Source organism: Comamonas sp., assembly GCF_009360615.1.
GTDB lineage: Bacteria > Pseudomonadota > Gammaproteobacteria > Burkholderiales > Burkholderiaceae_C > Comamonas.
Genome location: NZ_SPEY01000065.1, coordinates 12,134 through 37,341, shown reverse-complemented (window position 1 = coordinate 37,341; position 25,208 = coordinate 12,134). Strand labels below are relative to the sequence as shown.

The window sequence follows — 25,208 nt, the reverse complement described above, 5'->3', positions numbered from 1 at the left end:
GGGAAGACTCCCTGCACGCAGGCCTCGGGCGGGCCGTCAGGTGGTCGTGCTCTCGCTCGATCGGCGTCCATCGCCATCCCGCTGTCATGGGCATGACGCCTCTGGCCGTCCGCGGTCCGGTCATCCTGCCGCAGCTGCAAGGCGAGCACGAGGAGAGGCATCGAACCGCGAGCCGGTCTCGCAGGGCCGACAGTCTTCCGCCGAGGCAGTACTCTGCAAATAAAAAGAACGGTCGTTCTAATTTATCGGATTTTTGGCTACACTGGCTTCGATGATCAAAGCCCAGGAGACCTTTCATGTCCGATCTGAACGCCCGGTTTGAAGAGACCGTCAAGAATTCCACGTCGCTCGGCGAGCGCCCCGACAACGCCACCTTGCTCAGGATTTATGCCCTGTACAAGCAGGCGACCGAAGGTGACAACGAAGCCAAGAAGCCCAGCTTCACGGACATGGTGGCCCGCGCCAAGTGGGATGCCTGGTCCAAGCTGGAGGGCACGACGCCGGACGAGGCCAAGCAGCAGTACATCGATCTCATCGAGTCGCTGCGCTGATACGCCCCGCCTCTGATCGCCGGCAAGGCCCCGGGTTCCGGGGCCTTGCCGTTTCCGCCCACAAGATTCCAGGCCCGAGCCCGGGGTGTTGAAGACAGGTGCAGCTGCCCAGGGGGTCAATACCTGTTCGAGAAGTTGGCGCTGATGCGCTGTCGCAAGTAGTCCGCCCCGGTGATGGGCGGATATTTTTTGGCCGGCCCTTCAATCACCGCATCTTCATTGGCCTGGCAGAAAAAGGCCAGGCTGTAGCGGGCTCCCTGATACTCATGGGGCAGGGGGTTGCGCACGCGGTGGAAGTTGCTGGGCAACTGGTCGTCGCTCCAGCGCATCAGCATGTCGCCGATATTGCAGGTGATGACGCCATCCACGGGCTTCACGGGGGTCCATTGCTGGGCATCGGCCTCCTTGCCGGGCAGCACCTGCAGTCCCCCCTGGCCGGCGCGCTGGAACAGCAGCGTCAGACAGTCGAAGTCCGTATGTGCGCCGGCCCGCCACAGGCCGATCTCGTCCTTGAGCGCCGGGTCCACGGCAAAGTAATGCAGCATGCGCAGCGTGCTCTGGTAGGTGGGAACGGCGGGGTCGTGTGCACGGGTGAAGAATTCCTCGTCAAAGCCCAGCTTGTAGGCAAAGCAGGACAGCAGCTGCATGCCCACCTGCCAGCATTGGTGCTCAAAGGCCAGCGTGGCCTGCTGGAAGCCGGGCAGCTCCTGCTCGCTGGGCCACAGGCCCTGCATGCGTGGGCGTGTGACCTGATAGGACTCTTTCTGGTCGGGAGTGCGCGTGGAGGGCCGAATCTGCGCCTTGTGCTCCCAGCCCGCGTTGCGCGACAGCGGCCATTGCGCCTTGGTTTCGGGCGGCAGTGCAAATAGCTGTTCGGCCCTGCCGAATGCGGCGTCGATATCGGGCTGGGCTATGCCGTGGCCGGAAACCTGGAAGAAGCCGATTTCTACCGAAGCGCTCCAGATCTGCTCGGAAATCTCCTGCTTGCGCTGCTCGAAGTCGCTGATGTCTATGACGCGCACTTCGCGCGCCGAGGTTTCTGCGCCTTGCCCGCCCATGCGGGCTTCCTTGTCCAGTTCGCCAAGGCTGTAAGAGTGGTTGGTCATGCTCTGCATACGAATTTCTCTTGCGATGACTTCAGGCACAGGCGATGCCAGTGAGGCTTGCGGTTGCGGGCACCTGAAGTGTGGATACCAGGTGCGGCTGTGTGCCGCACCCACTTCAAGAGCAATGACCCGCGAAGCTGCTGACCGGCGATGGTCAGAAGCACCGTGCTGAACGCTTCTACTCTTGATTTGAGTGCAGCAAACAGCGTGCCAGCCATTCACCGGGGCACAGGCGCTCTTGGTTTTGGTGCATGGCTTCAAACTGGTGCACTGCCGTGCATGAATCCATGCATGCGCTGCTCGGGCGTGCACCTTGTTGATACCCGGCAAGCGGAAATCAAAAGCAGGCACGCCAATTGCTAGAAGGTTGAACGAGTAGAAGCGTTCAGCCTGCATCCGTGTGCAGTGCCAGGAAATTGCTCAAGTCCTGCCAGTGGCTGCCGCCGCCGGCATTCCTGTCGCCAGAGACCTGAGAGTTCCTCCATGCAACGTCGTCATTTTCTTGCCGCCCTGCCTCTTTGCACTGCGCCCTGGGTTCATGCCCAGGGCAAGTCGCTGACTCCGCTGAAATTCACGCTGGACTTCCGCGTCAATGGTCAGACGGCGCCCTTCTTTCTGGCGCAGCAAAACGGCTATTACCGCGATGAGGGGCTGGATGTGAGCCTGGACGTGGGGTCGGGTTCGGTGGCTTCCATCACCCGCATTGCCAGCGGTGCCTACCAGCTGGGCCTGGGCGATATCAGCTCGCTGATCGAGTTCAACGCACAGAACGCCGGCACGCCTCGTGTTCAGGCTGTCTATCAGTACTACAACCGCGCACCCTTTGTGATCATCGGGCGCAAGGACCGGGGCATCACTTCGGACTTCGCAAGCCTCCAGGGCAAGAAGGTGGCCGCGGCGGCGGTGGAGTCCACGCGCCGAGCCTGGCCGATGGTGGCGCGGCGCAGGAATCTGCCTGCCGATCTGTTTGCCTGGTCGACGACGGAGTTTTCGGCACGCGACAACGTCATGGTGCGTGGCGATGTGGATGCCGCCACCTATTTCCATGACTCGGCGGTATCGCTGTTTGCGCGTCTCAAGCCCGAGGAGCTTTCCATCCTGCGCTACAGCGACGCAGGCGTTCACCTGTATGGCAACGCGATCCTGGCGTCCAGCCAGCTGATCGCCGAGAAACCGCAGGTCGTGGCCGCCTTCCTGCGCGCCACCAACCGTGCGATCGTGGAATGCCTGGGCAACCCGGCCGCAGGCATTGCCGCCGTGCGCCAGCGCGAGCCGATTCTCGACGAGAAGCTGGAGCTGGAGCGCTGGTCCATCACCGCACAGTATGTGGCAGCGGCAGACACGAAAAGCCATGGGCTGGGCGATTTCAGCAAGCGCGTGATGGAACAGCAACTGGACAGCGTGGTGCAGACCTTTGCGCTCAAGACCACGCCATCGGCCGATGCCCTGTTCAACAGCAGCATGCTGCCCGCCAGGTCGGCTCGCATGCCCAAGGCCTGAGGAGGAATCAACCATGTCATTGCCTCAAGCCCAGCCTTTGAGTGACACCGACGGCCGTTATCTGCGTCAGGCCATTGCGCTCGCGGATAAGGCGCGCGAGCGTGGAAACCGTCCGTTTGGCGCGCTGATCGTGGCAGCCGACGGTCGCGTGCTGGCGCAGGCCAGCAATGCCAACGGCGAGAGCGGCGATTGCACGGCCCATGCCGAGCTGTCGGCCATCCGCCTGGCCAGCCCTCTGCATTCACGCGATGAGCTGGCCCTCGCCACGCTGTACTCATCGGCCGAGCCCTGCGTGATGTGCGCCGGTGCGATCTTCTGGTCCGCCATCGGCCGGGTGGTCTATGGCATCGATGCCGAGCGGCTGCGCGTGTTCCGTGGCGAGCGGCTCGATCAGAAGGATGCCGAGCTGTCCTGCCGCGATGTGTTTCAGGCCGCTTCGCACGCCATCGAATGCATCGGGCCAGCCTTGATCGAAGAGGCCAGCAGTTCGCACCAGGGCGCCTGGAAGGTCTGAGCACCCGCACGCATTCAACCGCAATTCATTGACATAGAGAGAGGGAAGCCACCATGCAAACCAAGCGCCTGTTCCTGCAATCCGTTCTGGCCCTGGGCAGCTTTGCCAGCGCCACGGCCGCCTTTGCCGCCACGCCCATCAAATTCCAGCTCGACTGGCGTTTCGAAGGACCTGCGGCGCTGTTCCTGCAGCCAGTTGCCAAGGGCTATTTTCAGGCTGCGGGTCTGAATGTGACGGTGGACGCCGGCAGCGGCTCCGGTGGCGCGATTCAGCGCGTGGCATCGGGCTCCTACGACATGGGGTTTGCCGATCTGGCAGCGCTCATGGAGTTTCATGCCAACAACCCGGAAGTCAAGGACAAACCCGTCGCCGTGATGATGGTCTACAACAATACCCCGGCTTCGGTCATGGCGCTCAAGAAGAGTGCCATTGCCAAGCCCGCCGATCTGACGGGCAAAAAGCTGGGGGCCCCGGTGTTTGATGCCGGCCGGCGCGGCTTTCCGTTGTTTGCCAAGGCCAACAAGGTGGGCGATGTGCAATGGACCACCATGGATCCACCGCTGCGCGAGACCATGCTGGTGCGCGGCGATATCGACGCCATCACGGGCTTTACCTTTACGTCGCTGCTGAACCTGGAGGCACGCGGCGTGAAGGCGGCCGATGTGGTGGTCATGCCGTTTGCCGACAACGGCGTCAAGCTCTATGGCAACGCCATCATCGCCAGCGCCAAGCTGGTGCGCGAGAACCCCGAAGCCGTGCGTGCCTTCCTCAAGGCCTTCAGTAAAGGGGCCAAGGAAGTCATGGCTAACCCCGCAGCCGCCATCGCCTATGTGAAGGAGCGCGACGGCATCGTCAACACCGCTCTGGAAACCCGGCGTCTGCAACTGGCGATCGACACCGTGATCAACACCGCCGATGCACGCGGCGAAGGCTTTGGCCAGGTCAGCCCGACACGCATGGCGCTGATGGCTTCCCAGATCTCTGACGTCTATGCGACCAAGACACGCGTGAACCCCGAGACGCTCTGGAACGGCCGTTTCCTGCCGCCCGTCGCGGAACTCGACGTTTTTCCCAAAAAGTAATTGCCCATTGATTGATTGCTGGATGCGCTTGTGTGACAGGCGCTACAGCCTGTTTTTATGAAGTCATCAGATACAGAAGCTGCCCGGCCCTTTGTCGAATTCAAGGACGTCTGGCTGGCTTATAACGAAGAGCTGCTGCAGGCCAACCACTTTGCGGTGGAGGCCATCGACCTCACGGTGCAGCGCGGCGAGTTCATCGCCATCGTCGGCCCTTCGGGCTGCGGCAAGTCCACTTTCATGAAGCTCACCACGGGCCTGAAGATGCCGTCCATGGGGCGCATCACGGTCGATGGCCAGCGCGTGACGGGGCCGCTCAAGATCTCGGGCATGGCATTCCAGTCCTCGTCGCTGCTGCCCTGGCGCACCACGTTGGACAATGTGCTGCTGCCGCTGGAGATCGTGGAGCCGCACCGCTCGCAATTCAAGCAAAAGCGCAAGGAATACGAGGCGCGTGCCATCGAGCTGCTGGGCAAGGTCGGACTCGCGGGCTATGAACGCAAATACCCCTGGCAGCTGTCAGGCGGCATGCAGCAGCGCGCCAGCATCTGCCGCGCCCTGATTCACGAGCCGCAGATGCTGCTGCTCGACGAGCCTTTTGGCGCGCTCGACGCCTTCACGCGTGAAGAGCTGTGGTGCATTTTGCGCGACCTGCAGGCCGAGCAGAAGTTCAATGTGATCCTGGTCACGCATGATCTGCGCGAGAGCGTGTTCCTGGCCGATACCGTCTATGTGATGAGCAAAAGCCCGGGCCGCTTCGTGGTGCGCCGCGACATCGACCTGCCGCGCCCGCGCGATCTGGAGGTCACCTACACCCCCGAGTTCTCGGACATCGTCTACGAGCTGCGCGGCCATATCGGAGCCCTGCGCAAAAGCGGCACCGATACCGCTGCAGCCATTCCTCAATAAGGCGCACCATGAAACATCAAAAAACTGCCGAGCGCTGGGCTCCCTGGCTGCTGTTGCTGCTGATCGTCCTGCTATGGCAGATCATCTGTTCGGGCTTCGGCGTCTCGGAATTCATCTTCCCCAGCCCCTGGGCCATCGGTCATCAGCTCTATGAGTTTGCGGGCACGATTGCCCTGCATGCGTGGCGCACCTACTGGGTGACGATGGCGGGCTTTGCGCTGGCGATCGTGGTGGGCGTGCTGCTGGGGTTTCTGATCGGCTCCTCGCGCCTGGCCTATGCGGCGTTCTATCCGCTGATGACGGCTTTCAACGCCCTGCCCAAGGCCGCGTTCGTGCCGATTCTGGTGGTCTGGTTCGGCATCGGTGCAGGCCCGGCCATTCTCACGGCCTTTCTGATCAGCTTCTTCCCCATCATGGTCAATATCGCCACGGGTCTGGCCACGCTGGAGCCCGAACTGGAAGATGTGCTGCGCGTGCTGGGAGCCAAGCGCTGGGACGTGCTGATCAAGGTCGGCCTGCCGCGTTCCCTGCCGTATTTCTACGGATCGCTCAAGGTCGCGATCACGCTGGCCTTCGTGGGCACCACGGTCAGCGAAATGACGGCAGCCAACGAGGGTATCGGCTACCTGCTGGTCTCCGCCGGCTCTTCCATGCAGATGGGCCTGGCCTTTGCGGGGCTGATCGTGGTGGGGGCCATGGCCATGGTGATGTACGAGCTGTTCAATCTGCTGGAAAAGCACACCACGGGCTGGGCACGCCGCGGCTCTCAGGGCGAGTGATGCGCTGACGCTGATCGCGGTTGAAAAGGAAAAAGGCCTGCCGGATTGTCCATCCGGCAGGCCTTTTTTGTGCTGCGCAGTCAATACCTAGCTGGCCTTGCGGCAGCTGGCAAATGCATCCAGCGGCTGTTTGTAGGTCGGCGAGGTGACGTCCATCAGGCCCATGACCGTATGGAACAGGTTGTCATGCGAGAGGGGCTGATCCAGTGTCTTGCTCAGGCAGTTCTGATTCAGGCCGGTACGAGCACCCAGCGTTCCCAGCCAGGCAATCATGGGCACATGTTTCTGATCATCGGGGGCCATGGCATAGGGCATGCCATGCAGATAGACACCGAGTTCGCCCAGCGACTCGCCGTGGTCGGACATGTAGAACATGCCGGTTTCAAACTGGCTCTGCTGGGTCTTGAGCCAGTCGATGGTCTGGGCCAGGAAATGGTCGGTATAGCGAATGGAGTTGTCGTAGACATTGACCACGTTTTGCTGTGGGCAGCTGGACAGGGCATTGGTGGCGCATTCGGGTTTGAAGGCCTTGAGGTCCGGAGTGGAGCGCTTGAAGTATTCGGGGCCATGACTGCCCATCTGGTGCATGACCAGAACCAGACCCTTGGCGCGGCGTGCGGGGTCCAGCTTGGCGATGCGCTCGTCCAGACCCTCGAGCAGCAGGGCATCCAGGCATTCGCCATCCTGGGCGCACAAGGCCTTGCCGGCAGGCGTATTCACGCTGTCGGCGGTATCTGCCATGGGAATGCGCTTGCACACGCCTTTGCAGCCGGCCTGGTTGTCGATCCAAAGCACGGCGAGTCCGGCAGCCTGCAGGACGTCGAGAAGATTGTCATGCTCGACCTTGGAGGCGTAGAAGCCTTCTCGGCCCAGGTTGGAGAACATGCAGGGCACCGACTCGCGGGTGCTGGTGCCGCAGGAGCGCGCGTTGCGCCAGCTCAGCACGTCGCGCTTGGCCAGCTCGGGGTTGGTATCGCGTTCATAGCCGTTGAGGCTGAAGTTCCTGGCGCGCGCCGTCTCGCCGACGACCAGCACCAGCAGCGGTGGCTTCTTGGCGGCAGCGTAGCTGGCCCCCAGGGCTGCACCGCTCGTGATGCTGACAAAAGGCTTGGGTTTGTTGAGGATAGGGTCCAGAGCCACCGAGGCCGCGGACAGCACGGGATTGATCGGATTGATCATGTAGCGCAGCCAGAGATTGTTGCGCACCACCGGCGCCAGGTCTCGATAAGAGACCGCCAGCGAGGCGGCGATCAGTGCAATGCCCCCCAGCAGCAACAAGGCGGTGCGCAGCAGGTTGCGCCAGATGCTTCGGGCGCGCTTGAGCGGGGTTTTCCACAGCCAGATGGCTGGCAGGATGGCGATGACCAGCACTTCGAGCAGCAGCTTGATGTTGAACAGGTCGGAGCTTTCGCGTGCGTCGGTCTGGAGGATGTTGTGGATCATGCCCTTGTCCATCACGGTGCCGTAGCTGACCATGAAGTACTGGGAGCTGGCCGCCACGAGCAGCAGCGCGATCCAGAACGGCTTGGTAAAGCGCGGCCAGGCGAACAGGGAGGTCAGCAACAGGCTGGCACCCAGCACCAGCGGTGCGACCCGCAGTGCAAGAACGGCCAGGCTGCCGTGGTAGCCATCCAGTGAGGGCAGGCGCAGCCACAGGGCCCAGTTGGCCGTCAGCGTCAGCCATAGGGCCAGTGCCAGAGCAATGAACTGAGGGGAGCGAGGTTGAAAAAGCCCCTTGTGAACGGGGGCGGAAACGGAGTCTTGGATAGCCACGGCAGAGGGCAAAAAAATGGGTGTCGGACAAGTCTGGCGGGACTTTCTTAAAAAGCGCTGAAGCTTCCTACATGGTTAACCCTGTTAAAAAATGATTTTCTGTCTATCGGAGGAAATTATTGACACTGCGACGCTGTTTTTGCCGCTTCTCCCCATTGGGCGCATAGCCGCAGCTTGCGTTCCTCAGGAGGCAGTTTCGACAGATCGCGCATCTGCGCATAGAAGCGGTGCCAGGTTTCCTGCGTGGCCGGGCCATCGCCGCGCAGCTTCAGCCACCAGCTGGTCATGGCAGGGACCCAGTCATCGTAGGCAGCCAGGGCGCCGAAGCTGGCGTTATTGGCCTGCGCCACCCACTCGTCGGTCTGGGCGAGGCGGCGGTCATACTGCTCGCGCAAGGCCGGGCTGGTGAGCAGGGGCGCGTCTGCGGCGATCCATTGCGCCCTGAGCTGTGCATAGGTGCTGCGGAATTCTTCCAATACCTTGTCTTTGAGCGCGGGCAGCGATTTTGCATCAACGGGCCGGGTACCGTCAGTCTCGTAGATTTGTTGCAGGCGCCGGCGGGTCTCGCGTGTGAGCTGCTGCCAGCGCTCTCGCCGCTGCAGGCCCTGCTGCCAGCGTTGCTGCGTGGCGGGGCTGGCGTGGCCGTGCAGCCATAAAGGCGTGGCCATGCGCTCCACCGTGGTGGCAAAGGACTCGTTGAAGGCCGTGTCGTTCTTCACATACAGCAGCTGGTGGGCCAATTCGTGGAACAGCAGACCGGCAAAGTCGCCTTCCTGCCAGGAGGCGAAGGTGCTGAGCAGGGGGTCGCCGCCCAGCCAGTTCAGATAGCCCAGCGTGGAGTAGGCCGGAACGCCATAGACGCTGGTCTCCAGCCCTCGGACCTGAAGCCTGAGCGCCTCTGCCCGTGCATCTTCCTGGCTGAAATAGCCCCGGTAGGCAATGCAGCCGGTGATGGGGAAGCACCACTGGTGCATCTCCAGGCTGTAGACCGGGGCTGCCACCACGTTCCAGACGGCATATGGGCGCTGCAGCTGGGCATAGCGGGTGTAGCTGGCGTTGTCGGGAAGGGCGAGCTCCTGGCTGGCAAAGCGGCGCATGCGCTGCGCCGTCTGCAGGCGCTGTCGCAGCTCCGCAGGGGTGCTGTCCTCGCGCAGCCAGTCATCGACGGGCCGCGCGGCCTGAAGAATCTGCATCTGGCCCTTGAAACCCTGCCAGTAATAGCCGGCACTGCTGCAGCCCGTGAGGCCGGCCATTGCGGCGCCAATTCCCAGCAGAGCCCTCAGGCTGACTACACTCATCCTTTTTCTCATTGCGCTTGTCCGCCTGTCTGGTTTCGCTTCATGGATTTTCTAACGCTCGCCATCATTGTCACCACCGTGCTCTACGTGCTCAAGAAGCAGGAGCAACGCCAGCACACCCAGCTTCTGGCCCAGCACCTGGCACGCTTTCAGATCGAGAAGCTCATGGCCAATCTGATGGAAGGGTATCTGCGCGTCATCGGCGAGAAGGATGCCCAGCGGCGTGAGCAGATCTGGCCCGTGCTGGCCAATACCGAGAGCAGCCTGGTGAGCCAGTTCCAGCGTTTTGCACAAGAATTTGCCACCTTGCCAGCCGAGCAGACACGTGCCAGCACCCTGCCGCTGGCGCTGCCCTATGCGACCCGCGTTCTTCCTTCGGCCAGCCTGGATGTGCGCGAGGCCATGAAGCTGCACGCCCAGGCGCTTGCAGCAGCCCGTGTCGGCGACGCGGTCGACGAGGAGGAGCGCAAGCGCCGTGCCTTCACCATGACGGCCGAACTGATGCTGATGCAACACACTTGTCACTGGTTCTGCCGCAGCCGTACCGTTGCGTCCATGCGTTTGCTGGCGCGCCACAAGACGGCCTATGAGCAAGTGCTGCAGTCCATCGCCCCAGGCACCCTCAAAGCCTATGAAAAGTTGGTGAAGGCCCGCAGCTGAGGCCTCGTCTGACCCGGACCGGTCCCGGTTCGGAGATGTTTGCCGTCTTGACCCTGCCATGGTCGATGTGAACAATGGTTTTCATGAAAAACCTGTTGAGCACACTGGAGCCGTTGCTAGCAAGACTTCCTGTGACGGCATCGGTAGAACTACCATCGGGCGAGCGCATCGGGTCTGAACACAGTGCGGTTCAACTCGTTTTTCGCTCCCCCAAGGCCCTGGCGGCATTGCTGGACGGCCAGATCGGATCGATCGGTTCGGCCATCGTCGAGGGGTGGGTGGAGGTCAAGGGCAGCTCCCGCGACATCATGGCAGCCGCCGCCGGGCTGCTGCGCGGCGATCCGGTCAGCCATGCGCCCTCCTGGCTGGGGCAGACGGTTTCCAAGGCCAGATCACTGGCCATGCACACGCTGACGCGCGATGCCGAGCAGATCCAGTTTCATTACGATCTCTCCGACGACTTCTACGCGCTGTGGCTGGATCCGCGCCGTGTCTATTCCTGTGCCTACTACAAGGAGCAGAGCATGAGCCTGGCCCAGGCGCAGGAGGCCAAGCTCGATCACATCTGCAAAAAGCTCAGGCTCCAGCCTGGCGAGCGCTTCTGGGACATCGGATCCGGCTGGGGCGGGCTGATCTTCTGGGCGGCCGAACATTACGGAGTCCAGGCCCATGGCATCACGCTGTCGCGCAACCAGTTCGATCATGTGCAGCGCCTGATTGCCGAGAAGGGTCTGCAGGGCAAGGTCCGGGTCGAGCTGCGCGACTACCGGCAAATGGGGGATGTGGAGCCGTTCGACAAGATCGGTTCGGTCGGCATGTTCGAGCACGTGGGCAGCGCCAACCTGCCGGAATATTTCGAAACCATCCATTCCATGCTCAGGCCCGGTGGTCTGGCGCTGATCCACGGCATCACGGCGGGCGGAGTCAGCAATGTGGAGCTGGGCGCCGGCATGGGCGAGTTCATCAACCGCTACATCTTTCCCGGTGGCGAGCTCATGCATGTCAGCCGCGTGCTGCATGATCTGGCGGCCAGCGGACTGGAGATGGTGGATACCGAAAACTTGCGCCCGCACTATGCGCGCACGCTCTGGTCCTGGTCGGACACGCTGGAGAGCCGGCTGGGTGAGGCCCAGGCCATCTTGCAGGCGCAGTATGACGCAGAAAAAGCCGCCAAGGCGCTGCGCGCCTATCGCCTCTATCTGGCCGGCTCGGCCATGGGCTTCGAACATGGCTGGATTGCGCTGCATCAGATGCTTTGCTGCAAACCCGATGGAGATCTGCACAGCGGCGCGATGGCGGGCGCGCAGAGCGGCTATCCTTTCAATCGGGAATACATCTACCGTTGAAGGAACCGCTCCATGCCCTACAAATTCAAATCGCGTGCCACGGCAGACCTCATCATGCTGGACGCCAATGGCCGCAAGCTGCTGGAAATCATCGGCAAGTCGCCAGACGAGATGCATGGCATCATCACCGTAGAGCAGATTCCGGCGGCCATTGCCGCGCTGGAGGCGGCTGCCGCCGAGGAGGCAGCCAGGCGCAAGCAGCCGGAAGACGACGCGCAGGAAGACGATTCGGCGGCCGCGAGCCAGGACAGCGTGGCTCTGGGCCAGCGCATCGTGCCTTTTGTCGACATGCTCAGGCGCAGCGCGGCCGATGGCAAGGAAGTGACCTGGTAAGTCCAGCCGCCGCCATGCGGCTGCCCAGAAAAAAAGCCTGCAGATGCAGGCTTTTCTGTTTTGGCTCGCGCCCTGTCAGTCGGCGTAGATGCCGGCGGCCTTGATAACCTTGCCCCACTTGGCGATTTCGGATTCCACAAACTTCTTGTGGCCGGCAGGGTTGGTGCGGTCATCCGTGGCAATCACGGCACCCAGGGCTTCCTGGCGCTTGATGAACTCGGGGTCCTTGAGCGACGCCTTCATGGCATCGTTGATCTTCTGCACCACATCGGCAGGCGTGCCCTTGGGGGCGTACAGACCGTGCCAGATGGTCACGTTGAAGTCCTTCAGGCCCAGGGACTGCAGCGTGGGCAGGTCCTTGAGTGCAGGCGTGGTCAGCGGCTTGGCCGTGGTCACGGCATAGGCCTGAACCTTCTTGGCGGCAATCTGCGAAGTGGTGTTGGTGGTCTGGTCGCACAGCAGGTCCACCTGGTTGCCCATCAGGTCGGCAATCGCAGGAGCCGCACCCTTGTAGGGCACAGGCGTCATATCCTGCTGCAGCGAGGCCTGGAACATCAGGCCGCACAGGTGCGAGGCGGAGCCCACGCCGGCGTTGGCCAGATTCACCTTGCCCTGGTTCTTGCTGACCCAGTCCTTGACTTCGGCGAAGTTCTTGGCAGGCAGGGTGGGGCGGCCGATCAGTGTCATGGGCACATCGTTGATGATGCCGGCGTACTCGAAGTCGTTGAGCACGTTGAAGGACAGCTTGCGGTACAGCGTCGGGATGGTGGACATGCCGATATGCGTCAGCAGCAGCGTGTAGCCGTCGTTGCGTGCCCGTGCGGCCTTGGCCGTGCCAATCGTGCTGCCGGCACCGTCGGCGTTGTCGATGACGATGGTGGCGTTGTTCAGCTGTTTGCGCATGGATTCAGCGAGGTCGCGTGCCACCTTGTCGGTGGGGCCGCCTGCCGTGAAAGGCACGATGATCGTGATCGTCTTGCCAGCGGCAGGGTAGCTGTCGGCATGGCTGCTGATGGCGGCGGTGGCGGCCAGAGCGATGGTGGCGATCTTGAAAATAGTTTTCACAGTGTCTCCCTAAAAATAATGTGCAAGCAGACCAGGACGGTTGACTTGTCGTGACGTAAAGCCGGATTCTAGGGAGCGCTAATCTGTGGGGTTTTTGTTATTTCCTAAGTGTTATCCCTTGATGGAGCAGGCGATCACATTGCATTTGCGCTAAAGCAAGCGGATGACATGTGGCTAATTGGCGACATCCGCCATGGCGTTCGCAGCGAGCCGCGTGCGTTGCACAAAAGTCCTGCCGGCCCGCAGAGCAGACTGTCAGCCGCTCTGCAGAGATTCATCGGTAGGAGCGCGCGTCCTCGATCACCTTGCCGTCATTGGGCAGGCTGCCGGGGGCCACCATCTGTACTTCGCCGCGCAGCTTGGTGACCTCACGCATGGCATCGATCACCTGCAAGGCAAAGCCCGGCGAGGTTTCCGTGGTCTCCACGAGCAGCTGCATCTGGTCGTTGGCCATCTCGCCCGTCACCACCAGTCTGGCCTTGACGATCTGCGGAAAGCGCTTGACCACTTCTGCCACCTGTTTGGCATGCACGAACATGCCGCGTACCTTGGTGGTCTGGTCGGCGCGGCCCATCCAGCCCTTGATGCGGGCATTGGTGCGGCCCGTGGGACAGGTCCCCGGCAGATAGGCCGAGAGGTCGCCCGTACCGAAGCGGATCAGGGGATAGTCGGGGTTGAGCGTGGTGACGACCAGCTCGCCCACCTCGCCTTCGGCCACGGGGTCGCCGGTGCCGGGGCGCACGATCTCCACGATCACGCCTTCGTCCAGCACCAGGCCTTCGCGGGCGCTGGTTTCATAGGCAATCAGTCCCAGATCGGCGGTGCCGTAGCTCTGGTAGGCGTCAATGCCGTGTTCGCGCATCCATTGGCTGAGCGAGGGAGGGAAGGCCTCGCCGCTGACCATGGCCTTGGTCAGGCTGGGCAGCTTCACCCCCATCTCCTGGGCCTTTTCCACAATGATCTTGAGGAAGCTGGGCGTGCCCACATAGGCGGCTGGCCGCAGATCGGCCATGGCCTGCACCTGCTGCTCGGTCTGGCCCGTCCCGCCTGCAAACACCGTGCAGCCCAGGGCCTGGGCTCCGGTCTCCATCATCGAGCCCGCAGGCACGAAGTGATAGCTGAAGCAGTTGTGCACCAGCTCGCCAGACCGGAATCCGGCAGCGTACATGGAGCGGGCCATGCGCCAGTAATCGGTGCGACGGCTTTCAGGTTCGTAGATGGGGCCTGGGCTGGCGAAAAGCCTGGGCATGTCATGGCCCAGGCCAATGGCGTTGAAGCCTCCGAAGATCTGGCGCGGTCGCTGCGCAGCCTGGCGTTCCAGCAGTTCGCTCTTGCGGGTGACGGGGAGCTGGGCCAGTGCGCTGCGGTTCGTGATGCTTGTCGCATCCACGCCCTTGAGGATCTCGGCAAACGCAGCCGAGCGCTGCTGGGCATGGGCGATCTGCGCGGGCAATGCCGCCATCAGTGCCGCTTCGCGCTCATCAGGGCTGCGTATTTCCAGGGAGTCGTAGAAGTCACTCATGGCAAATCCTGTAGGGAAAATCTGCAAACAAAACGGAAAACAATGGGCGTTAGCTCTGAGAACTGACCTGCACCCAGCGAGAGACAGCGAGCAAGCGCCGCCGCGCAGCGAGGCTGTCGTCCCCCCTTGGGGGAAGCGGTGCAGCCGCTCAGGGGGTATCCGTTACGCCAGCCAGCGCTTGCGGCGCTTGTAGCTTTTCACGTCCTTGAAGCTCTTGCGCTCGCCGCCGCCCACGCCCAGGTAGAACTCCTTGACGTCCTCGTTGCTGGCCAGATCCCTGGCGGAGCCGTCCATGACGATGCGTCCGCTCTCCATGATGTAGCCGTAGTCGGCATATTTGAGGGCCATGTTGGTGTTCTGCTCGGCCAGCAGGAAAGTGACTTTCTCCTTGCTGTTGAGGTCTTTGACGATGTGGAACACCTCATCCACGATCTGCGGTGCCAGCCCCATGGAGGGCTCATCGAGCAGCACCATGCGCGGGTTGCTCATCAGCGCCCGGCCGATGGCGCACATCTGCTGCTCGCCGCCCGAGGTGTAGGCGGCCTGGCTGGTGCGCCGGGTCTTGAGGCGCGGGAAGTAGTTGTAGACCTTCTCCAGATTGGCGGCAATCTCGCCCTTGTCGCTGCGGGTGTAGCTGCCGGTGAGCAGGTTTTCCTCGATCGTCAGGTGGGCAAAGCAGTGACGCCCTTCCATGACCTGTACCACGCCACGCTTGACGAGTTCAGCCGGCGAGAGGTTGGCGATCTGCTCGCCCTCCAGCGTGATGCCGCCTTTGGTGACTTCACCGCGCTCGCCCTTGAGCAGGTTGGAGATGGCGCGCAGCGTGGTGGTCTTGCCCGCGCCATTGCCGCCCAGCAGGGCCACGATGCTCTGGTGCGGCACTTGCAGCGAAACGCCCTTGAGCACCAGGATCACATGGTTGTAGATGACCTCGATGCCATTGACTTCCACCAGCGGCGTGGCCTGCGGGGACGTGGAGACTGTGTGCGCGTTATCGGTCATGCGGTCACCTGGTAACTCAAAATAGATAGCTATATACGCTTGATGGGTCAGCGATTTAGGCTGATTTTTATCAATCCATTTGCGACGAGGCGAGCCTTGCACCGAGGCATCATGCAAGGGCCGATGCCGGCCGCTCGCCCCGTTGCGGGGATGGTGCCCCTCGGGCGCTCAGCGCCGCAGAGGGGCAAGGCGCGAGGCGCCTCAGGGGGTGCAGGTCCTTACCTTGACGTTCTTTTCCTTGGCGTACTTGTCCGCGAACTCCTTGTAGAGCGGATCGACCATGGACTTGTCGGCCTGGTACCAGTCGGAGCTGACCTTGAACTTGGCGCCGTCCCAGGTGGCAATACGCGCCCAGTCGGCACCCAGGTGGTTGTCGCAGCTGGTCTTGAAGGGGCGGATGATCTTGCCGAAACCCAGCTCGTTCAGGCGCTCCTGCGTCAGGTTCAGGTTCTCCAGGCCCCAGCGCACCTGCTCGGGGGTCATGACCTTGCCCTTGCCGAACTTTTCCTGTGCGGTGCGGATGGCTTCGACCTGCAGCATGGAGATCACCATGCCGCGGGTATGTGCCAGCTGACCCAGCTCCTTGGCGTCCTTGGCCGTACCCTGACCCTTGTCGTAGAGCATGGACTTGATGTCGCCATGCACCTTGTCGCTTTCGGCCGTGTTGTGGATGGTCACCGTGTTGTAGCCCTTGGCGCCGGCACCGATGTCCTTGACGTCATGGTCGGAGCCGCCCCACCACACGGCATACATCTTCTCGCGCGGGTAGCCCGTGGCCTGTGCCTCACGCACGGCTGTGGGCGTCATTACGCCAGCCGACCATAGCAGCACATAGTCGGGACGGTTCTGGCGAATCTGCAGCCAGGTGGATTTCTGCTCCACACCGGGCGCGGTCACGGGCAGCTTGATCAGCTCAAAGCCGTCCTTGGCAGCGCGCTTTTCCAGCAGCGGAATCGGTTCCTTGCCGTAAGGCGAGTCGTGATAGACGAGGGCAATCTTCTTGCCCTTGAGGCTGCCTTTTTCCTTCTTCAGGATGTCCTGCACGATGGAGTCGGCCGCAGTCCAGTAGTTGCCCAGCAGCGGGAAGTTCCACTCGAAGACCCTGCCGTCCACGGACTGGGACAGGCCATAGCCCGGGGTGACCACCGGCACCTTGTCGCCAGGGGCCTTGTCGGTCACGGCAAAGGTGATGCCGGTGGACTGGGTGTCAAAGCCGGAGGCACCACCGTCCTTGTTCTTCAGGCGCTCGTAGCATTCCACGCCCTTGGCCGTGTCGTAGGCGGTTTCGCATTCCTCGAACTTGATCTTCACGCCGTTGATGCCGCCCTTGGCATTGACCAGCTTGAGGTAGTCCTGCTTGCCGTCCGCCCATGGAATCCCCAGGGGCGCGAACTGGCCCGTGCGATACACCAGCAGAGGCACAAACTGCTCCTGTGCCTGAGCGGCAGGCGAGGCCATCAGGGCTCCCATGCCCGCAGCAACAGCAGCGGCAGCAATCGCAACTTTCTTGAACATCATCGACGGTCTCCTTGGGTTGTATGGGACGCGGTCCCGGTTGCAGGCACTCTGCGGTGTCTTGAAGAAAAGAATACTGAGGTAGCTCAACGCTCCCTGATCCGGCATGACTCGCTTCGTGGCATCGCGCCAGGAGCGGGACCGGCCATGCCGCCCCGCAGCGAGGAGGTCGCCGGCTGCCTGCAAGCCCTCGCCCTCCGGAATAGGAGAGGGCATCGTGCATGGGCCGCAAGGCGCGCGGTGACCCGGGAGGTGTTTCATGCTCAATGCGGGAAGGGCCAGACACGCAGTTTCTGACGGGCCGTGGCCCAGAGCTTGGCCAATCCGTGGGGTTCCACAATCAGGAAGAACACGATGAGTGCACCAAAGATCATGTGCTCGAGATAGGTGGCCGTGGCCGTGGACAGCGGCAGGCCCAGCCAGTGGGGCACCTGGTTGAGCAGCAGCGGCAGCAGCACAAAGAAGGCGGCACCGAAGATGCTGCCCACGACAGAACCCAGGCCGCCGATGATGATCATGAAAAGCAGCTGCAGCGAACGGTCCAGGCTGAAGGCAGCGGGTTCCCAGGCGCCCAGGTGGACAAAGCCCCAGAGCGCACCGGCCACGCCGACGATGAAGCTGCTCACGGCGAAGGCCGAGAGCTTGGCGTAGGTGGGGCGGATGCCGATCACGGCCGCCGCCACGTCCATGTCGCGCATGGCCATCCATTCACGGCCGACCGAGCTGCGCACCAGATTCTTGGCGGCCAGGCCGAGCAGACACAGGATGACCAGGCAGAGCAGGTATTTCTCCATGGGCGTGTCGATGGCCCAGCCCAGAATGGCCAGCGGCTTGGCGCTGACCGAGCCGGAAGAGGAGTTGTTCGTCACCCAGGCCGCACGGGTCGCAAGCCAGTCGACAAAGAACTGGGCAGCCAGCGTGGCCACGGCCAGGTACAGGCCGCGGATGCGCAGGCTGGGCAGGCCGAACACCACGCCGAACACCATGGCCACCAGGCCGCCGCCGATCAGCGCCACCAGCAGGGGCATGCCTTCGATGCGGGCCTGGAGGTTGTAGGCCGCATAGGCACCCACGGCCATGAAGGCGGCGGTGCCCAGCGAAATCTGGCCGCAGTAGCCGACCAGGATGTTGAGGCCCAGCGCCGCCAGCGACATGATGACAAAGGGGATCAGAATCGCCTGGAAGGTGTAGTCGCTGGCGATGAAAGGGATGGCCAGGAAGGCAAACGCCAGGATCAGCAGGATGACCCAGCGGTCCTGCGCGACGCCGAAGATCTGCTGGTCTGCCGCATAGCTGGTCTTGAACTGGCCGTTTTCACGATAAAACATCTGTTGCTCCTCCGGCCTTAAACGCGGTCAATGATCTTGTCGCCGAACAGGCCCTGGGGCCGCACCAGCAGGAAGCAAAGGGCCAGGCCGTAGGCAAACCAGGTCTCGATGCCGCCGCCCACCATGGGGCCGATATAGACCTCGGAGAGCTTCTCGCCCACGCCGATGATCAGGCCGCCGATGATGGCGCCGGGCAGCGAGGTCAGGCCGCCCAGAATCACCACGGGCAGGGCCTTCAGGGCCACCAGCGACAGCGAATACTGAACGCCCAGCTTGCTGCCCCAGATGATGCCGACGACCAGAGCCACGCCACCGGCCACCGACCAGACGATGACCCAGATGCGCGACAGCGGAATGCCGATGGACTGCGCGGCCTGGTGATCGTCGGCCACGGCACGCAGGGCGCGCCCGGTCTTGGTTTTCTGAAAGAAGATGCTCAGGCAGATCACCAGGATGGCGGCGATGCAGGCCGCATACAGGTCTTCCAGGCTGATCATCACACCGCCCTGAAACAGGCTGTCCATGATGAAGACGGGGTCCTTGGGCATGCCGACGTCAATCTTGTAGACCTCGCTGCCAAAGACCATGGGGCCCAGGCCGTCGAGCAGATAGGCAATGCCCAGCGTGGCCATCAGCAAGGTGATGGGCTCCTGATTGACCAGATGGCGCAGGGCCAGCCGCTCGATCACCCAGGCCACGCCCACCATCAGCGTCAGAGTGACGACGATGGCCAGCAGGTTGCCAACGACGCCGGGCTCCATGCCCAGCCAGCCGGGAATCCACTGCGAAAAGCGCGCCATGGCCAGGGCCGAAAACAGCACCATGGCTCCTTGCGCAAAGTTGAAGACGCCCGAGGCCTTGAAGATCAGCACGAAGCCGATGGCGATCAGTGCGTACAGCGTGCCCACCATGAGGCCACCGAACAATGTCTCTAAGAAAAATCCCATGACTGCTCCTTCAGTGGCCCGCGCCCAGGTAGGCGCGGATCACGTCTTCGTTGTTGCGTACTTCATCGGGAGCGCCGTCGCCGATCTTCTTGCCGTAGTCCAGCACCACGACACGGTCTGAGATGTCCATGACCACGCCCATATCGTGTTCGATGAGCACGATGGTGGTGCCGAACTCTTCGTTCACATCGAGGATGAAGCGGCACATGTCCTGCTTCTCTTCCACGTTCATGCCGGCCATGGGCTCGTCCAGCAGCAGCACCTGCGGCTCCATGGCCAGGGCCCGGCCCAGGTCCACGCGCTTTTGCAGGCCGTAGGGCAGCTGGCCCACAGGCGTCTTGCGATAGGCCTGGATCTCGAGGAAGTCGATGATGTGTTCGACGAACTCGCGGTGCTGCATCTCCTCGCGCTGCGCAGGGCCGATGCGCAGGGCCTGCAGGAGGATGTTGCTCCTGATCTTGAGATTGCGGCCGGTCATGATGTTGTCGATCACGCTCATGCCCTTGAACAGCGCCAGGTTCTGGAAGGTGCGTGCGACCCCCATCTCGGCCACCTGGCGGCTGTTCATGTGGCTGAAGGTCTGGCCGCGGAAGGTGATGGATCCCTCGGACGGCGTGTAGACGCCGTTGATGCAGTTGAGCATGGAGCTCTTGCCGGCGCCGTTGGGGCCGATGATGGAGCGGATCTCGTGCTCTTTGACATTGAACGAGATATCGGTCAGGGCCTTGACGCCGCCAAAACGCAGGCTGATGTTCTTGATATCCAGGATCACGTCGCCGCTGGTTCTTGTAGTCATGAAAATTCCTCTCAGGCGGCGGCCTTGGCCGAAGCCGGGTGGCGCCTGGCGTCGACGATGGTCAGCGTGGCGCTGACGCTGCCCGTGCGACCGTCCTCGAATTTCACCAGGGTCTCGATGAACTGCTGTTGCTTGCCGGAGTAGAGTGCCTCCACCAGCACGCCATATTTGTCGGCGATGAAGTTGCGGCGCACCTTGCGGGTGCGCGTCAGCTCGTCGTCATCGGGGTCCAGCTCCTTGTGCAGCACCAGAAAGCGCGCCACCTGGGTGTCGGCCATGCCGGGCTCGCTGGCCAGGTCGGCATTGACCTTGTCGATGCAATCGGCCACCAGCTCCAGCACCTTGGCCTTGCTGGCCAGGTCCACATAGCCACCGTAGGGCAGGCCCTGGCGCTCGGCCCAGTTGCCCACGGCCTCGTAGTCGATGTTGATGAAGGCGCAGACTTCGTCCTTGCCATGACCAAAGCACACGGCTTCCTTGATATGCGGGAAGAACTTGAGCTTGTTCTCGATGTAGTTGGGCGCAAACATGGCGCCACGGCTGGTCTTTCCCACGTCCTTGGCCCGGTCGATGATGCGCAGCTGGCCGTTGGCGTCGATCACCCCGGCATCGCCGGTATGGAAGTAGCCGCTGGCATCGATCACCTCGGCCGTGGCATCGGGGCGCTTGTAGTACTCCTTGAGCACGGAGACACCCTTGACCAGCACCTCGCCGTTGTCGGCAATCTTGAGCTCGATGCCCGGTGCCGCCTGGCCCACGCTGGAGAGTTCCACCTGGCGGTCGCGCTGCAGGCAGACATAGGCACAGGTCTCGGTTTGCCCATACAGCTGCTTGAGGTTGATGCCAATGGAGCGAAAGAAGCGGAACAGCTCCGGTCCGATGGCGGCACCTGCCGTGTAGGCCACGCGGATGCGCGACAGGCCCATGGCGTTGCGCAGCGGTCCGTAGATGAAGAGATTGCCCAGCTGGTACTTGAGCCGGTCCAGGGTGCCGACGTTCTTTCCGTCCAGGATGTCCGAGCCTACGCGGCGCGCCACCTGCATGGCCCTTGCGTACATCCACTGTTTGAGCGGTGACGCATCTTCCATGCGGATGGAAACCGAGGTCAGCATGCCCTCGAAAATGCGCGGCGGTGCAAAGTAGTAGCTGGGTCCGATTTCACGCAGGTCGATGGCGATGGTCGACGCGGATTCCGGGCAGTTGATGGTGAAGCCCGCCACCAGCCATTGCGCAAACGAGAACAGGTGGTCTCCCACCCAGGCCGGGGGCAGGTAGCAGATCACATTGTCCGAGGCCTTGAGGTCATCGGTCTGCACGCCGCCGCGGGCGGATTCGCCAAAGCTGGCATGGGTCTGGCACACTCCCTTGGGCTTGCCCGTGGTGCCCGAGGTGTAGAGGATGACCGAGACATCGTCCGGCGAGACGGCCTGGACCATGGCCTCGTAGGCTCCTGCGTGCTGTGCGTCCCACGCCTGGCCCTTGGCCAGCAGTTCCTGGGTGCTGATGAGCCCGGGCTGTTCGTACTTGCGCAGGCCGCGCGGGTCGTCGTAGATGATGTGGCGAATGCCTGGCACGCTCTCGCGTACCTCCAGCAGCTTGTCCACCTGCTCCTGGTTCTCGGCGAAGGCAAACGCTATCTCGGCGTCTTCCATCACAAAGCGCATCTCGGCGGCCACGGCGTCCTGGTACAGCGGAATGGGCACGGCGCCGCAGGTCTGCACGGCCAGAAAGCCCATGTAGACATGGGGCCGGTTGTCGCTGATGAAGGCCAGGTTCTGGCCGCGTTCGAGCCCCAGCGCGCGCAGGCCGCAAGCCATGTGGCGCACGGTTTGCGCAGCTTCGCGCCAGCTCCAGGTCTGCCAGATGCCGTACTCCTTCTCGCGCAGTGCGGGTGCATCGGGGCGTTCTGTCGCGTGCTTGAGCAGCAGTTGCGGGAACGTGGTTGTCATGCCTGATCCTCTTGGTTGGGGGCTGAGCCGCAGCGGCTACCCTTCACGAAAGTCTTGCAGGCATGCTATGGGTGACTTTGACGTCAAGATGTCTGTTTGACGACAATTTGAGGGAAAGTCTGCATAGTGAAAATCCGCTGTAACAAATGCTGCTGAAAATGGCGCATTTGCTGCCTCGTGGAAATCCCGCTGTTGCGCCAGCGCGGCTTTGGCAATGCTGCTCGACATGAGTCAAGAACTGTCCCTGCACCAAAGGCGGCGCAAGCCTTTGAGCTCAGAACTCGATGGCATTCCCTGGTGGCCTGTCCTGCTGCCGCTGGAGCGTGAGAATGTGGCGCGCGTGCTGCTCGTCGGCGATGCCGAGCCCGGTGACTATGTCTGCCGCACGGGGCGCCCGCCGACCTACTGGTTCGGGGTGGTCGACGGTCTGCTCAAGATGAACACCGAAAGCGCCGACGGCATCAGCATGACGCTGGCCGGGCTGCCGCCCGGCGGCTGGTTTGGCGAGGGCACGGTCATCAAGCGAGAGCCCTACCGCTACAACGTGCAGGCCATTCGCAGGAGCGTCGTGGGCGGCTTGCCCATAGACATGTTCCACTGGCTGCTCGATCACTCCATAGGCTTCAACCGGTTTGTGATGAACCAGCTCAACGAGCGACTCGGGCAGTTCATCGCGGCGCGCGAGATCGACCGCATGAGCAACCCCGATCTGCGCGTGGCGCGCAGTCTGGCCGCCTTGTTCAACCCCTTGCTCTACCCCGGCGTGGGGCAGATTCTGCGCATCACCCAGCAGGAACTGGCCAATCTGGTCGGCCTGTCGCGCCAGCGTGTGAACGAGGCCTTGTCGGTGCTGCAGCGCGAGCGCGTGATCCAGATCGAATATGGCGGCCTGCGCGTGCTGGACCTGGAGTCGCTGCGCCATGGCGAGTTCAGCGCATCGCGCAGGGCGCTGGCATGAGGCCTGTCCTATAACCTAGCTCCGTGCTGGAATTGTGGATAACTCTCGCCTCGCGCCCGCGCGTCGCGAGACAATTACGCCCAAATGTCAGTCAAACCTCCTAAAGAGTCCGGCACCCCTGGTGCTGGCAATTCCTCCGCGCCCTCCGATGCATCGTCGGCGCGCCCTGTTTTGCGTGCACCGGCCAAGCCAGCCAAGGCGGAAAAGCCCGCTGCAGCCCGTGGCGCCCGGCCCGCAGGCGGATCCGATCGCGGCCCGCGCGGCGAAGGCCTGCGTGGCGAGCGTGGCGCACGCCCTCAGCGTGAGCGCGACGAGCGCCCCCGCGCTTCCGGTTTGGGTCGCCCCGATGGCGGACGTCCTGTCCGTGACGACGGCGAACGCCGCGGCGGCTTCTCGCAGCGTGACGAGCGGCGTCCCCGCACTGATCGCGATGACCGCTTTGCCGAAGGCGGCGAGCGTCGCTTTGGCGGCGGTGATCGAGGTTTCCGCCCCTATGGCGAGTCGCGTGATGGTGATCGCGCGGGCGAGCGCCGCGAGTTCCGTCCCCGTGATGACCGTCCTCAAGGCGGCCGTGACTTTGGTGACCGTCCACGCTCGTCCGGTTTTGGCCGGCCCGATCAGGGCCGTTTTGAGCGCTCCGAAGGCGCAGAGCGTCGTGAATTCCGTCCTCGTGAAGACCGCCGTGATGAGCGTCCTCAAGGCGGCCGCGACTTTGGTGACCGTCCACGTTCGTCCGGTTTTGGCCGACCCGACCAGGGCCGCTTTGAGCGCTCCGAAGGTGGCGAACGCCGTGAGTTCCGTCCACGCGACGGCGAACGTCGTGGCGGTGATCGCTTTGAAGGCCGCCGCGACGAGCGTCCTCAAGGCCGTGACTTTGGTGACCGTCCGCAAAACCGTGGTTTGGGTCGCCCGGACCGCTCCGAAGGCGGCGAACGCCGCGAATACCCGTCCCGTGGTGGTGATCGCCCGCAGGGCCGCGACTTTGGTGATCGTCCACAGAGCCGTGGCTACGGTGGCCGTCCCGAAGGCCGCTCCTTGGATCGTGGTGACCGCCGCGGTAGCGAGCGCCGCAATGACGAGCGCCGTGGAGAGCACCGCGACAGTCGCCGCGACGAGCGTGGTGGCGAGCCCGAAAAGCGCCACATCCCCGGCTCGTTCGTGTCGGAGGCCACACGCCGGCCCACCACCGGGATTCGTACCTATCGTCCCGCAGCCGATGGCTCGGATCGTGCCATTCCCGTCAAGCGCGCGCCCGAAGTGGAAGCGCGCCAGGACGATCGTCCCGGAGCCCTGCGCATCAACAAGCGCATTGCCGACATGGGTCTGTGCTCGCGCCGCGAGGCCGATGAGTGGGTGGAAAACGGCTGGGTCACGGTCAACGGCGAAGTCGCAACCATGGGCCAGAACGTGGTGCCTGGCGACAGGATCGAGATCGACCGGAAGGCTCAGGAGCGCCAGGATCAGCAGGTCACCATTCTGCTGAACAAGCCCATGGGCTATGTCAGCGGTCAGGCCGAGGACGGCCATGAACCTGCCGTGGTGCTGATCACGAACGAGAACCGCTGGAACGAAGACCGCAGCAAGACGCGCTTCAACTTCAGCCAGCTCAAGGGTCTGGCTCCCTGCGGACGTCTGGACATCGACTCGGTAGGGTTGCTGGTGCTGACGCAGGATGGCCGCGTGGCGCGTCAGATCATTGGCGAGGACTCGGAAGTCGACAAGGAATACCTGGTGCGCGTGACCTTCGGCGATCGCGATGTGGACGTGCAGTCCGTCTTTCCCGAGGAGAAGCTGGCTCTGCTGCGCCACGGCCTGTCGCTGGACGAGCAGCCGCTCAAGCCGGCACAGGTGGACTGGCAGAACCCGGAGCAGCTGCGTTTTGTGCTGACCGAAGGCAAGAAGCGCCAGATTCGCCGCATGTGCGAGCTGGTGGGCCTCAAGGTCGTGGGCCTCAAGCGCATCCGTATCGGCGGCGTGACCCTGGGCAATCTGCCCACGGGCCAGTGGCGCTATCTGGCTGCGCATGAAAGCTTCTGACACCCCTTAGGGCGCTTCGCGCCCGGGGGGCACAGCCCTCCCTCTGTCTCTTCGGGAGAGGTGAAGGCCTTGCGGCGGGACGTCTGTTGCTCGCTGTCTCTGGTTTCGAGAGGTGCCGGTTCTAAAGGGAAATCGGCATCTATCCCTTTTATGGAAAGCGTAAGTAGCTATTCTTTTTGAATCGGCGCTTGCGCTTTTTTTCTTGCCCGAAGCGCCCTTGAAATTTCCGGGGCAGGCCCTA

22 protein-coding genes are annotated in these 25,208 nt (G+C 62.8%); 11 read left to right on the top strand and 11 right to left on the bottom strand.

What is annotated here, in order from left to right; all coding sequences use genetic code 11:
- Positions 1 to 296 precede the first annotated feature (296 nt).
- The gene (locus E2583_RS17320; RefSeq protein ID WP_291597455.1) at positions 297 to 551 is read left to right on the top strand and encodes an acyl-CoA-binding protein; all 255 of its coding nucleotides are present in this window, start codon (positions 297 to 299) and stop codon (positions 549 to 551) included.
- A 116-nt stretch (positions 552 to 667) separates the two neighbouring features.
- On the opposite strand, the gene E2583_RS17315 is transcribed toward E2583_RS17320, so the two are convergent.
- Positions 668 to 1,666 (bottom strand): 2OG-Fe(II) oxygenase family protein, encoded by a 999-nt coding sequence (locus E2583_RS17315; protein WP_291597454.1) that lies wholly within the window; start codon positions 1,664 to 1,666, stop codon positions 668 to 670.
- 474 nt (positions 1,667 to 2,140) lie between these two features.
- Between E2583_RS17315 and E2583_RS17310 the strand changes: the two genes are divergently transcribed.
- The 5 genes from E2583_RS17310 to E2583_RS17290 are packed head-to-tail and all read left to right on the top strand — an operon-like array spanning position 2,141 to position 6,438.
- A complete protein-coding gene (locus tag E2583_RS17310) occupies positions 2,141 to 3,157 on the top strand; it encodes an ABC transporter substrate-binding protein (protein WP_291597453.1) in 1,017 nt (338 codons plus the stop codon).
- A 13-nt stretch (positions 3,158 to 3,170) separates the two neighbouring features.
- Entirely contained in the window at positions 3,171 to 3,671 is a 501-nt protein-coding gene (locus E2583_RS17305) for a nucleoside deaminase (RefSeq protein ID WP_291597452.1), read from the top strand.
- Positions 3,672 to 3,724: 53 nt separating this feature from the next.
- On the top strand, positions 3,725 to 4,753 hold the full coding sequence (locus E2583_RS17300; RefSeq protein WP_291597451.1) for an ABC transporter substrate-binding protein: 1,029 nt from the start codon (positions 3,725 to 3,727) through the stop codon (positions 4,751 to 4,753).
- Between the two features lie 57 nt (positions 4,754 to 4,810).
- Positions 4,811 to 5,659, top strand: coding sequence for an ABC transporter ATP-binding protein (locus E2583_RS17295; RefSeq protein ID WP_003050765.1), 849 nt, complete (start codon positions 4,811 to 4,813; stop codon positions 5,657 to 5,659).
- A gap of 8 nt (positions 5,660 to 5,667) precedes the next feature.
- Positions 5,668 to 6,438 carry an ABC transporter permease gene (locus tag E2583_RS17290; RefSeq protein ID WP_291597450.1) on the top strand — a complete coding sequence of 257 codons (771 nt, stop codon included), beginning with the start codon at positions 5,668 to 5,670 and terminating at the stop codon, positions 6,436 to 6,438.
- A gap of 87 nt (positions 6,439 to 6,525) precedes the next feature.
- On the opposite strand, the gene E2583_RS17285 is transcribed toward E2583_RS17290, so the two are convergent.
- Complete coding sequence (locus tag E2583_RS17285) at positions 6,526 to 8,211, bottom strand: phosphoethanolamine transferase (protein ID WP_291597449.1); 1,686 nt, start codon at positions 8,209 to 8,211, stop codon at positions 6,526 to 6,528.
- A 116-nt stretch (positions 8,212 to 8,327) separates the two neighbouring features.
- On the bottom strand, positions 8,328 to 9,509 hold the full coding sequence (locus E2583_RS17280; RefSeq protein ID WP_291597448.1) for an aminopeptidase: 1,182 nt from the start codon (positions 9,507 to 9,509) through the stop codon (positions 8,328 to 8,330).
- A 42-nt stretch (positions 9,510 to 9,551) separates the two neighbouring features.
- Between E2583_RS17280 and E2583_RS17275 the strand changes: the two genes are divergently transcribed.
- From E2583_RS17275 to E2583_RS17265, 3 genes are all read left to right on the top strand, one after another.
- Entirely contained in the window at positions 9,552 to 10,169 is a 618-nt protein-coding gene (locus tag E2583_RS17275) for a hypothetical protein (protein ID WP_291597447.1), read from the top strand.
- Positions 10,170 to 10,243: 74 nt separating this feature from the next.
- Positions 10,244 to 11,515: a cyclopropane-fatty-acyl-phospholipid synthase family protein gene (locus E2583_RS17270; RefSeq protein ID WP_291597446.1), complete on the top strand. Its 1,272-nt coding sequence runs from the start codon at positions 10,244 to 10,246 to the stop codon at positions 11,513 to 11,515.
- A gap of 12 nt (positions 11,516 to 11,527) precedes the next feature.
- The gene (locus tag E2583_RS17265) at positions 11,528 to 11,848 is read left to right on the top strand and encodes a DUF1840 domain-containing protein (protein WP_291597445.1); all 321 of its coding nucleotides are present in this window, start codon (positions 11,528 to 11,530) and stop codon (positions 11,846 to 11,848) included.
- A 75-nt stretch (positions 11,849 to 11,923) separates the two neighbouring features.
- Here E2583_RS17265 and E2583_RS17260 read toward each other — a convergent pair whose 3' ends face one another.
- The 8 genes from E2583_RS17260 to E2583_RS17225 all read right to left on the bottom strand — a co-directional run bounded on the left by E2583_RS17260 (position 11,924) and on the right by E2583_RS17225 (position 21,972).
- Positions 11,924 to 12,913 carry a tripartite tricarboxylate transporter substrate-binding protein gene (locus E2583_RS17260; RefSeq protein WP_291597444.1) on the bottom strand — a complete coding sequence of 330 codons (990 nt, stop codon included), beginning with the start codon at positions 12,911 to 12,913 and terminating at the stop codon, positions 11,924 to 11,926.
- 274 nt (positions 12,914 to 13,187) lie between these two features.
- Entirely contained in the window at positions 13,188 to 14,435 is a 1,248-nt protein-coding gene (locus tag E2583_RS17255) for a phenylacetate--CoA ligase family protein (RefSeq protein WP_291597443.1), read from the bottom strand.
- 162 nt (positions 14,436 to 14,597) lie between these two features.
- Positions 14,598 to 15,437, bottom strand: coding sequence for an ABC transporter ATP-binding protein (locus E2583_RS17250; RefSeq protein ID WP_291597442.1), 840 nt, complete (start codon positions 15,435 to 15,437; stop codon positions 14,598 to 14,600).
- 201 nt (positions 15,438 to 15,638) lie between these two features.
- Positions 15,639 to 16,955 (bottom strand): ABC transporter substrate-binding protein, encoded by a 1,317-nt coding sequence (locus tag E2583_RS17245; RefSeq protein WP_291597441.1) that lies wholly within the window; start codon positions 16,953 to 16,955, stop codon positions 15,639 to 15,641.
- A gap of 260 nt (positions 16,956 to 17,215) precedes the next feature.
- A complete protein-coding gene (locus tag E2583_RS17240; RefSeq protein ID WP_291597440.1) occupies positions 17,216 to 18,280 on the bottom strand; it encodes a branched-chain amino acid ABC transporter permease in 1,065 nt (354 codons plus the stop codon).
- Between the two features lie 17 nt (positions 18,281 to 18,297).
- Entirely contained in the window at positions 18,298 to 19,227 is a 930-nt protein-coding gene (locus E2583_RS17235; protein ID WP_003050785.1) for a branched-chain amino acid ABC transporter permease, read from the bottom strand.
- A 10-nt stretch (positions 19,228 to 19,237) separates the two neighbouring features.
- Positions 19,238 to 20,023, bottom strand: a complete 786-nt coding sequence (locus E2583_RS17230) for an ABC transporter ATP-binding protein (protein WP_291597439.1) — start codon at positions 20,021 to 20,023, stop codon at positions 19,238 to 19,240.
- 11 nt (positions 20,024 to 20,034) lie between these two features.
- Positions 20,035 to 21,972, bottom strand: a complete 1,938-nt coding sequence (locus E2583_RS17225) for a long-chain fatty acid--CoA ligase (RefSeq protein ID WP_291597438.1) — start codon at positions 21,970 to 21,972, stop codon at positions 20,035 to 20,037.
- Positions 21,973 to 22,198: 226 nt separating this feature from the next.
- Here E2583_RS17225 and E2583_RS17220 point away from each other — a divergent pair, with 226 nt between their 5' ends.
- Positions 22,199 to 22,930 (top strand): Crp/Fnr family transcriptional regulator, encoded by a 732-nt coding sequence (locus tag E2583_RS17220; protein ID WP_291597437.1) that lies wholly within the window; start codon positions 22,199 to 22,201, stop codon positions 22,928 to 22,930.
- 84 nt (positions 22,931 to 23,014) lie between these two features.
- The gene (locus E2583_RS17215) at positions 23,015 to 24,967 is read left to right on the top strand and encodes a pseudouridine synthase (RefSeq protein ID WP_291597436.1); all 1,953 of its coding nucleotides are present in this window, start codon (positions 23,015 to 23,017) and stop codon (positions 24,965 to 24,967) included.
- Positions 24,968 to 25,208: the final 241 nt, after the last annotated feature.

What these genes read in the sequence shown, in the direction of transcription:
- E2583_RS17320 (WP_291597455.1), top strand. Translation starts at nt 297, where the DNA reads ATGTCCGATCTGAACGCCCGGTTTGAAGAGACCGTCAAGAATTCCACG.
- E2583_RS17315 (WP_291597454.1), bottom strand. Translation starts at nt 1,666, where the DNA reads ATGCAGAGCATGACCAACCACTCTTACAGCCTTGGCGAACTGGACAAG.
- E2583_RS17310 (WP_291597453.1), top strand. Translation starts at nt 2,141, where the DNA reads ATGCAACGTCGTCATTTTCTTGCCGCCCTGCCTCTTTGCACTGCGCCC.
- E2583_RS17305 (WP_291597452.1), top strand. Translation starts at nt 3,171, where the DNA reads ATGTCATTGCCTCAAGCCCAGCCTTTGAGTGACACCGACGGCCGTTAT.
- E2583_RS17300 (WP_291597451.1), top strand. Translation starts at nt 3,725, where the DNA reads ATGCAAACCAAGCGCCTGTTCCTGCAATCCGTTCTGGCCCTGGGCAGC.
- E2583_RS17295 (WP_003050765.1), top strand. Translation starts at nt 4,811, where the DNA reads ATGAAGTCATCAGATACAGAAGCTGCCCGGCCCTTTGTCGAATTCAAG.
- E2583_RS17290 (WP_291597450.1), top strand. Translation starts at nt 5,668, where the DNA reads ATGAAACATCAAAAAACTGCCGAGCGCTGGGCTCCCTGGCTGCTGTTG.
- E2583_RS17280 (WP_291597448.1), bottom strand. Translation starts at nt 9,509, where the DNA reads ATGAGTGTAGTCAGCCTGAGGGCTCTGCTGGGAATTGGCGCCGCAATG.
- E2583_RS17275 (WP_291597447.1), top strand. Translation starts at nt 9,552, where the DNA reads ATGGATTTTCTAACGCTCGCCATCATTGTCACCACCGTGCTCTACGTG.
- E2583_RS17270 (WP_291597446.1), top strand. Translation starts at nt 10,244, where the DNA reads ATGGTTTTCATGAAAAACCTGTTGAGCACACTGGAGCCGTTGCTAGCA.
- E2583_RS17265 (WP_291597445.1), top strand. Translation starts at nt 11,528, where the DNA reads ATGCCCTACAAATTCAAATCGCGTGCCACGGCAGACCTCATCATGCTG.
- E2583_RS17255 (WP_291597443.1), bottom strand. Translation starts at nt 14,435, where the DNA reads ATGAGTGACTTCTACGACTCCCTGGAAATACGCAGCCCTGATGAGCGC.
- E2583_RS17250 (WP_291597442.1), bottom strand. Translation starts at nt 15,437, where the DNA reads ATGACCGATAACGCGCACACAGTCTCCACGTCCCCGCAGGCCACGCCG.
- E2583_RS17245 (WP_291597441.1), bottom strand. Translation starts at nt 16,955, where the DNA reads ATGATGTTCAAGAAAGTTGCGATTGCTGCCGCTGCTGTTGCTGCGGGC.
- E2583_RS17240 (WP_291597440.1), bottom strand. Translation starts at nt 18,280, where the DNA reads ATGTTTTATCGTGAAAACGGCCAGTTCAAGACCAGCTATGCGGCAGAC.
- E2583_RS17235 (WP_003050785.1), bottom strand. Translation starts at nt 19,227, where the DNA reads ATGGGATTTTTCTTAGAGACATTGTTCGGTGGCCTCATGGTGGGCACG.
- E2583_RS17230 (WP_291597439.1), bottom strand. Translation starts at nt 20,023, where the DNA reads ATGACTACAAGAACCAGCGGCGACGTGATCCTGGATATCAAGAACATC.
- E2583_RS17225 (WP_291597438.1), bottom strand. Translation starts at nt 21,972, where the DNA reads ATGACAACCACGTTCCCGCAACTGCTGCTCAAGCACGCGACAGAACGC.
- E2583_RS17220 (WP_291597437.1), top strand. Translation starts at nt 22,199, where the DNA reads ATGAGTCAAGAACTGTCCCTGCACCAAAGGCGGCGCAAGCCTTTGAGC.
- E2583_RS17215 (WP_291597436.1), top strand. Translation starts at nt 23,015, where the DNA reads ATGTCAGTCAAACCTCCTAAAGAGTCCGGCACCCCTGGTGCTGGCAAT.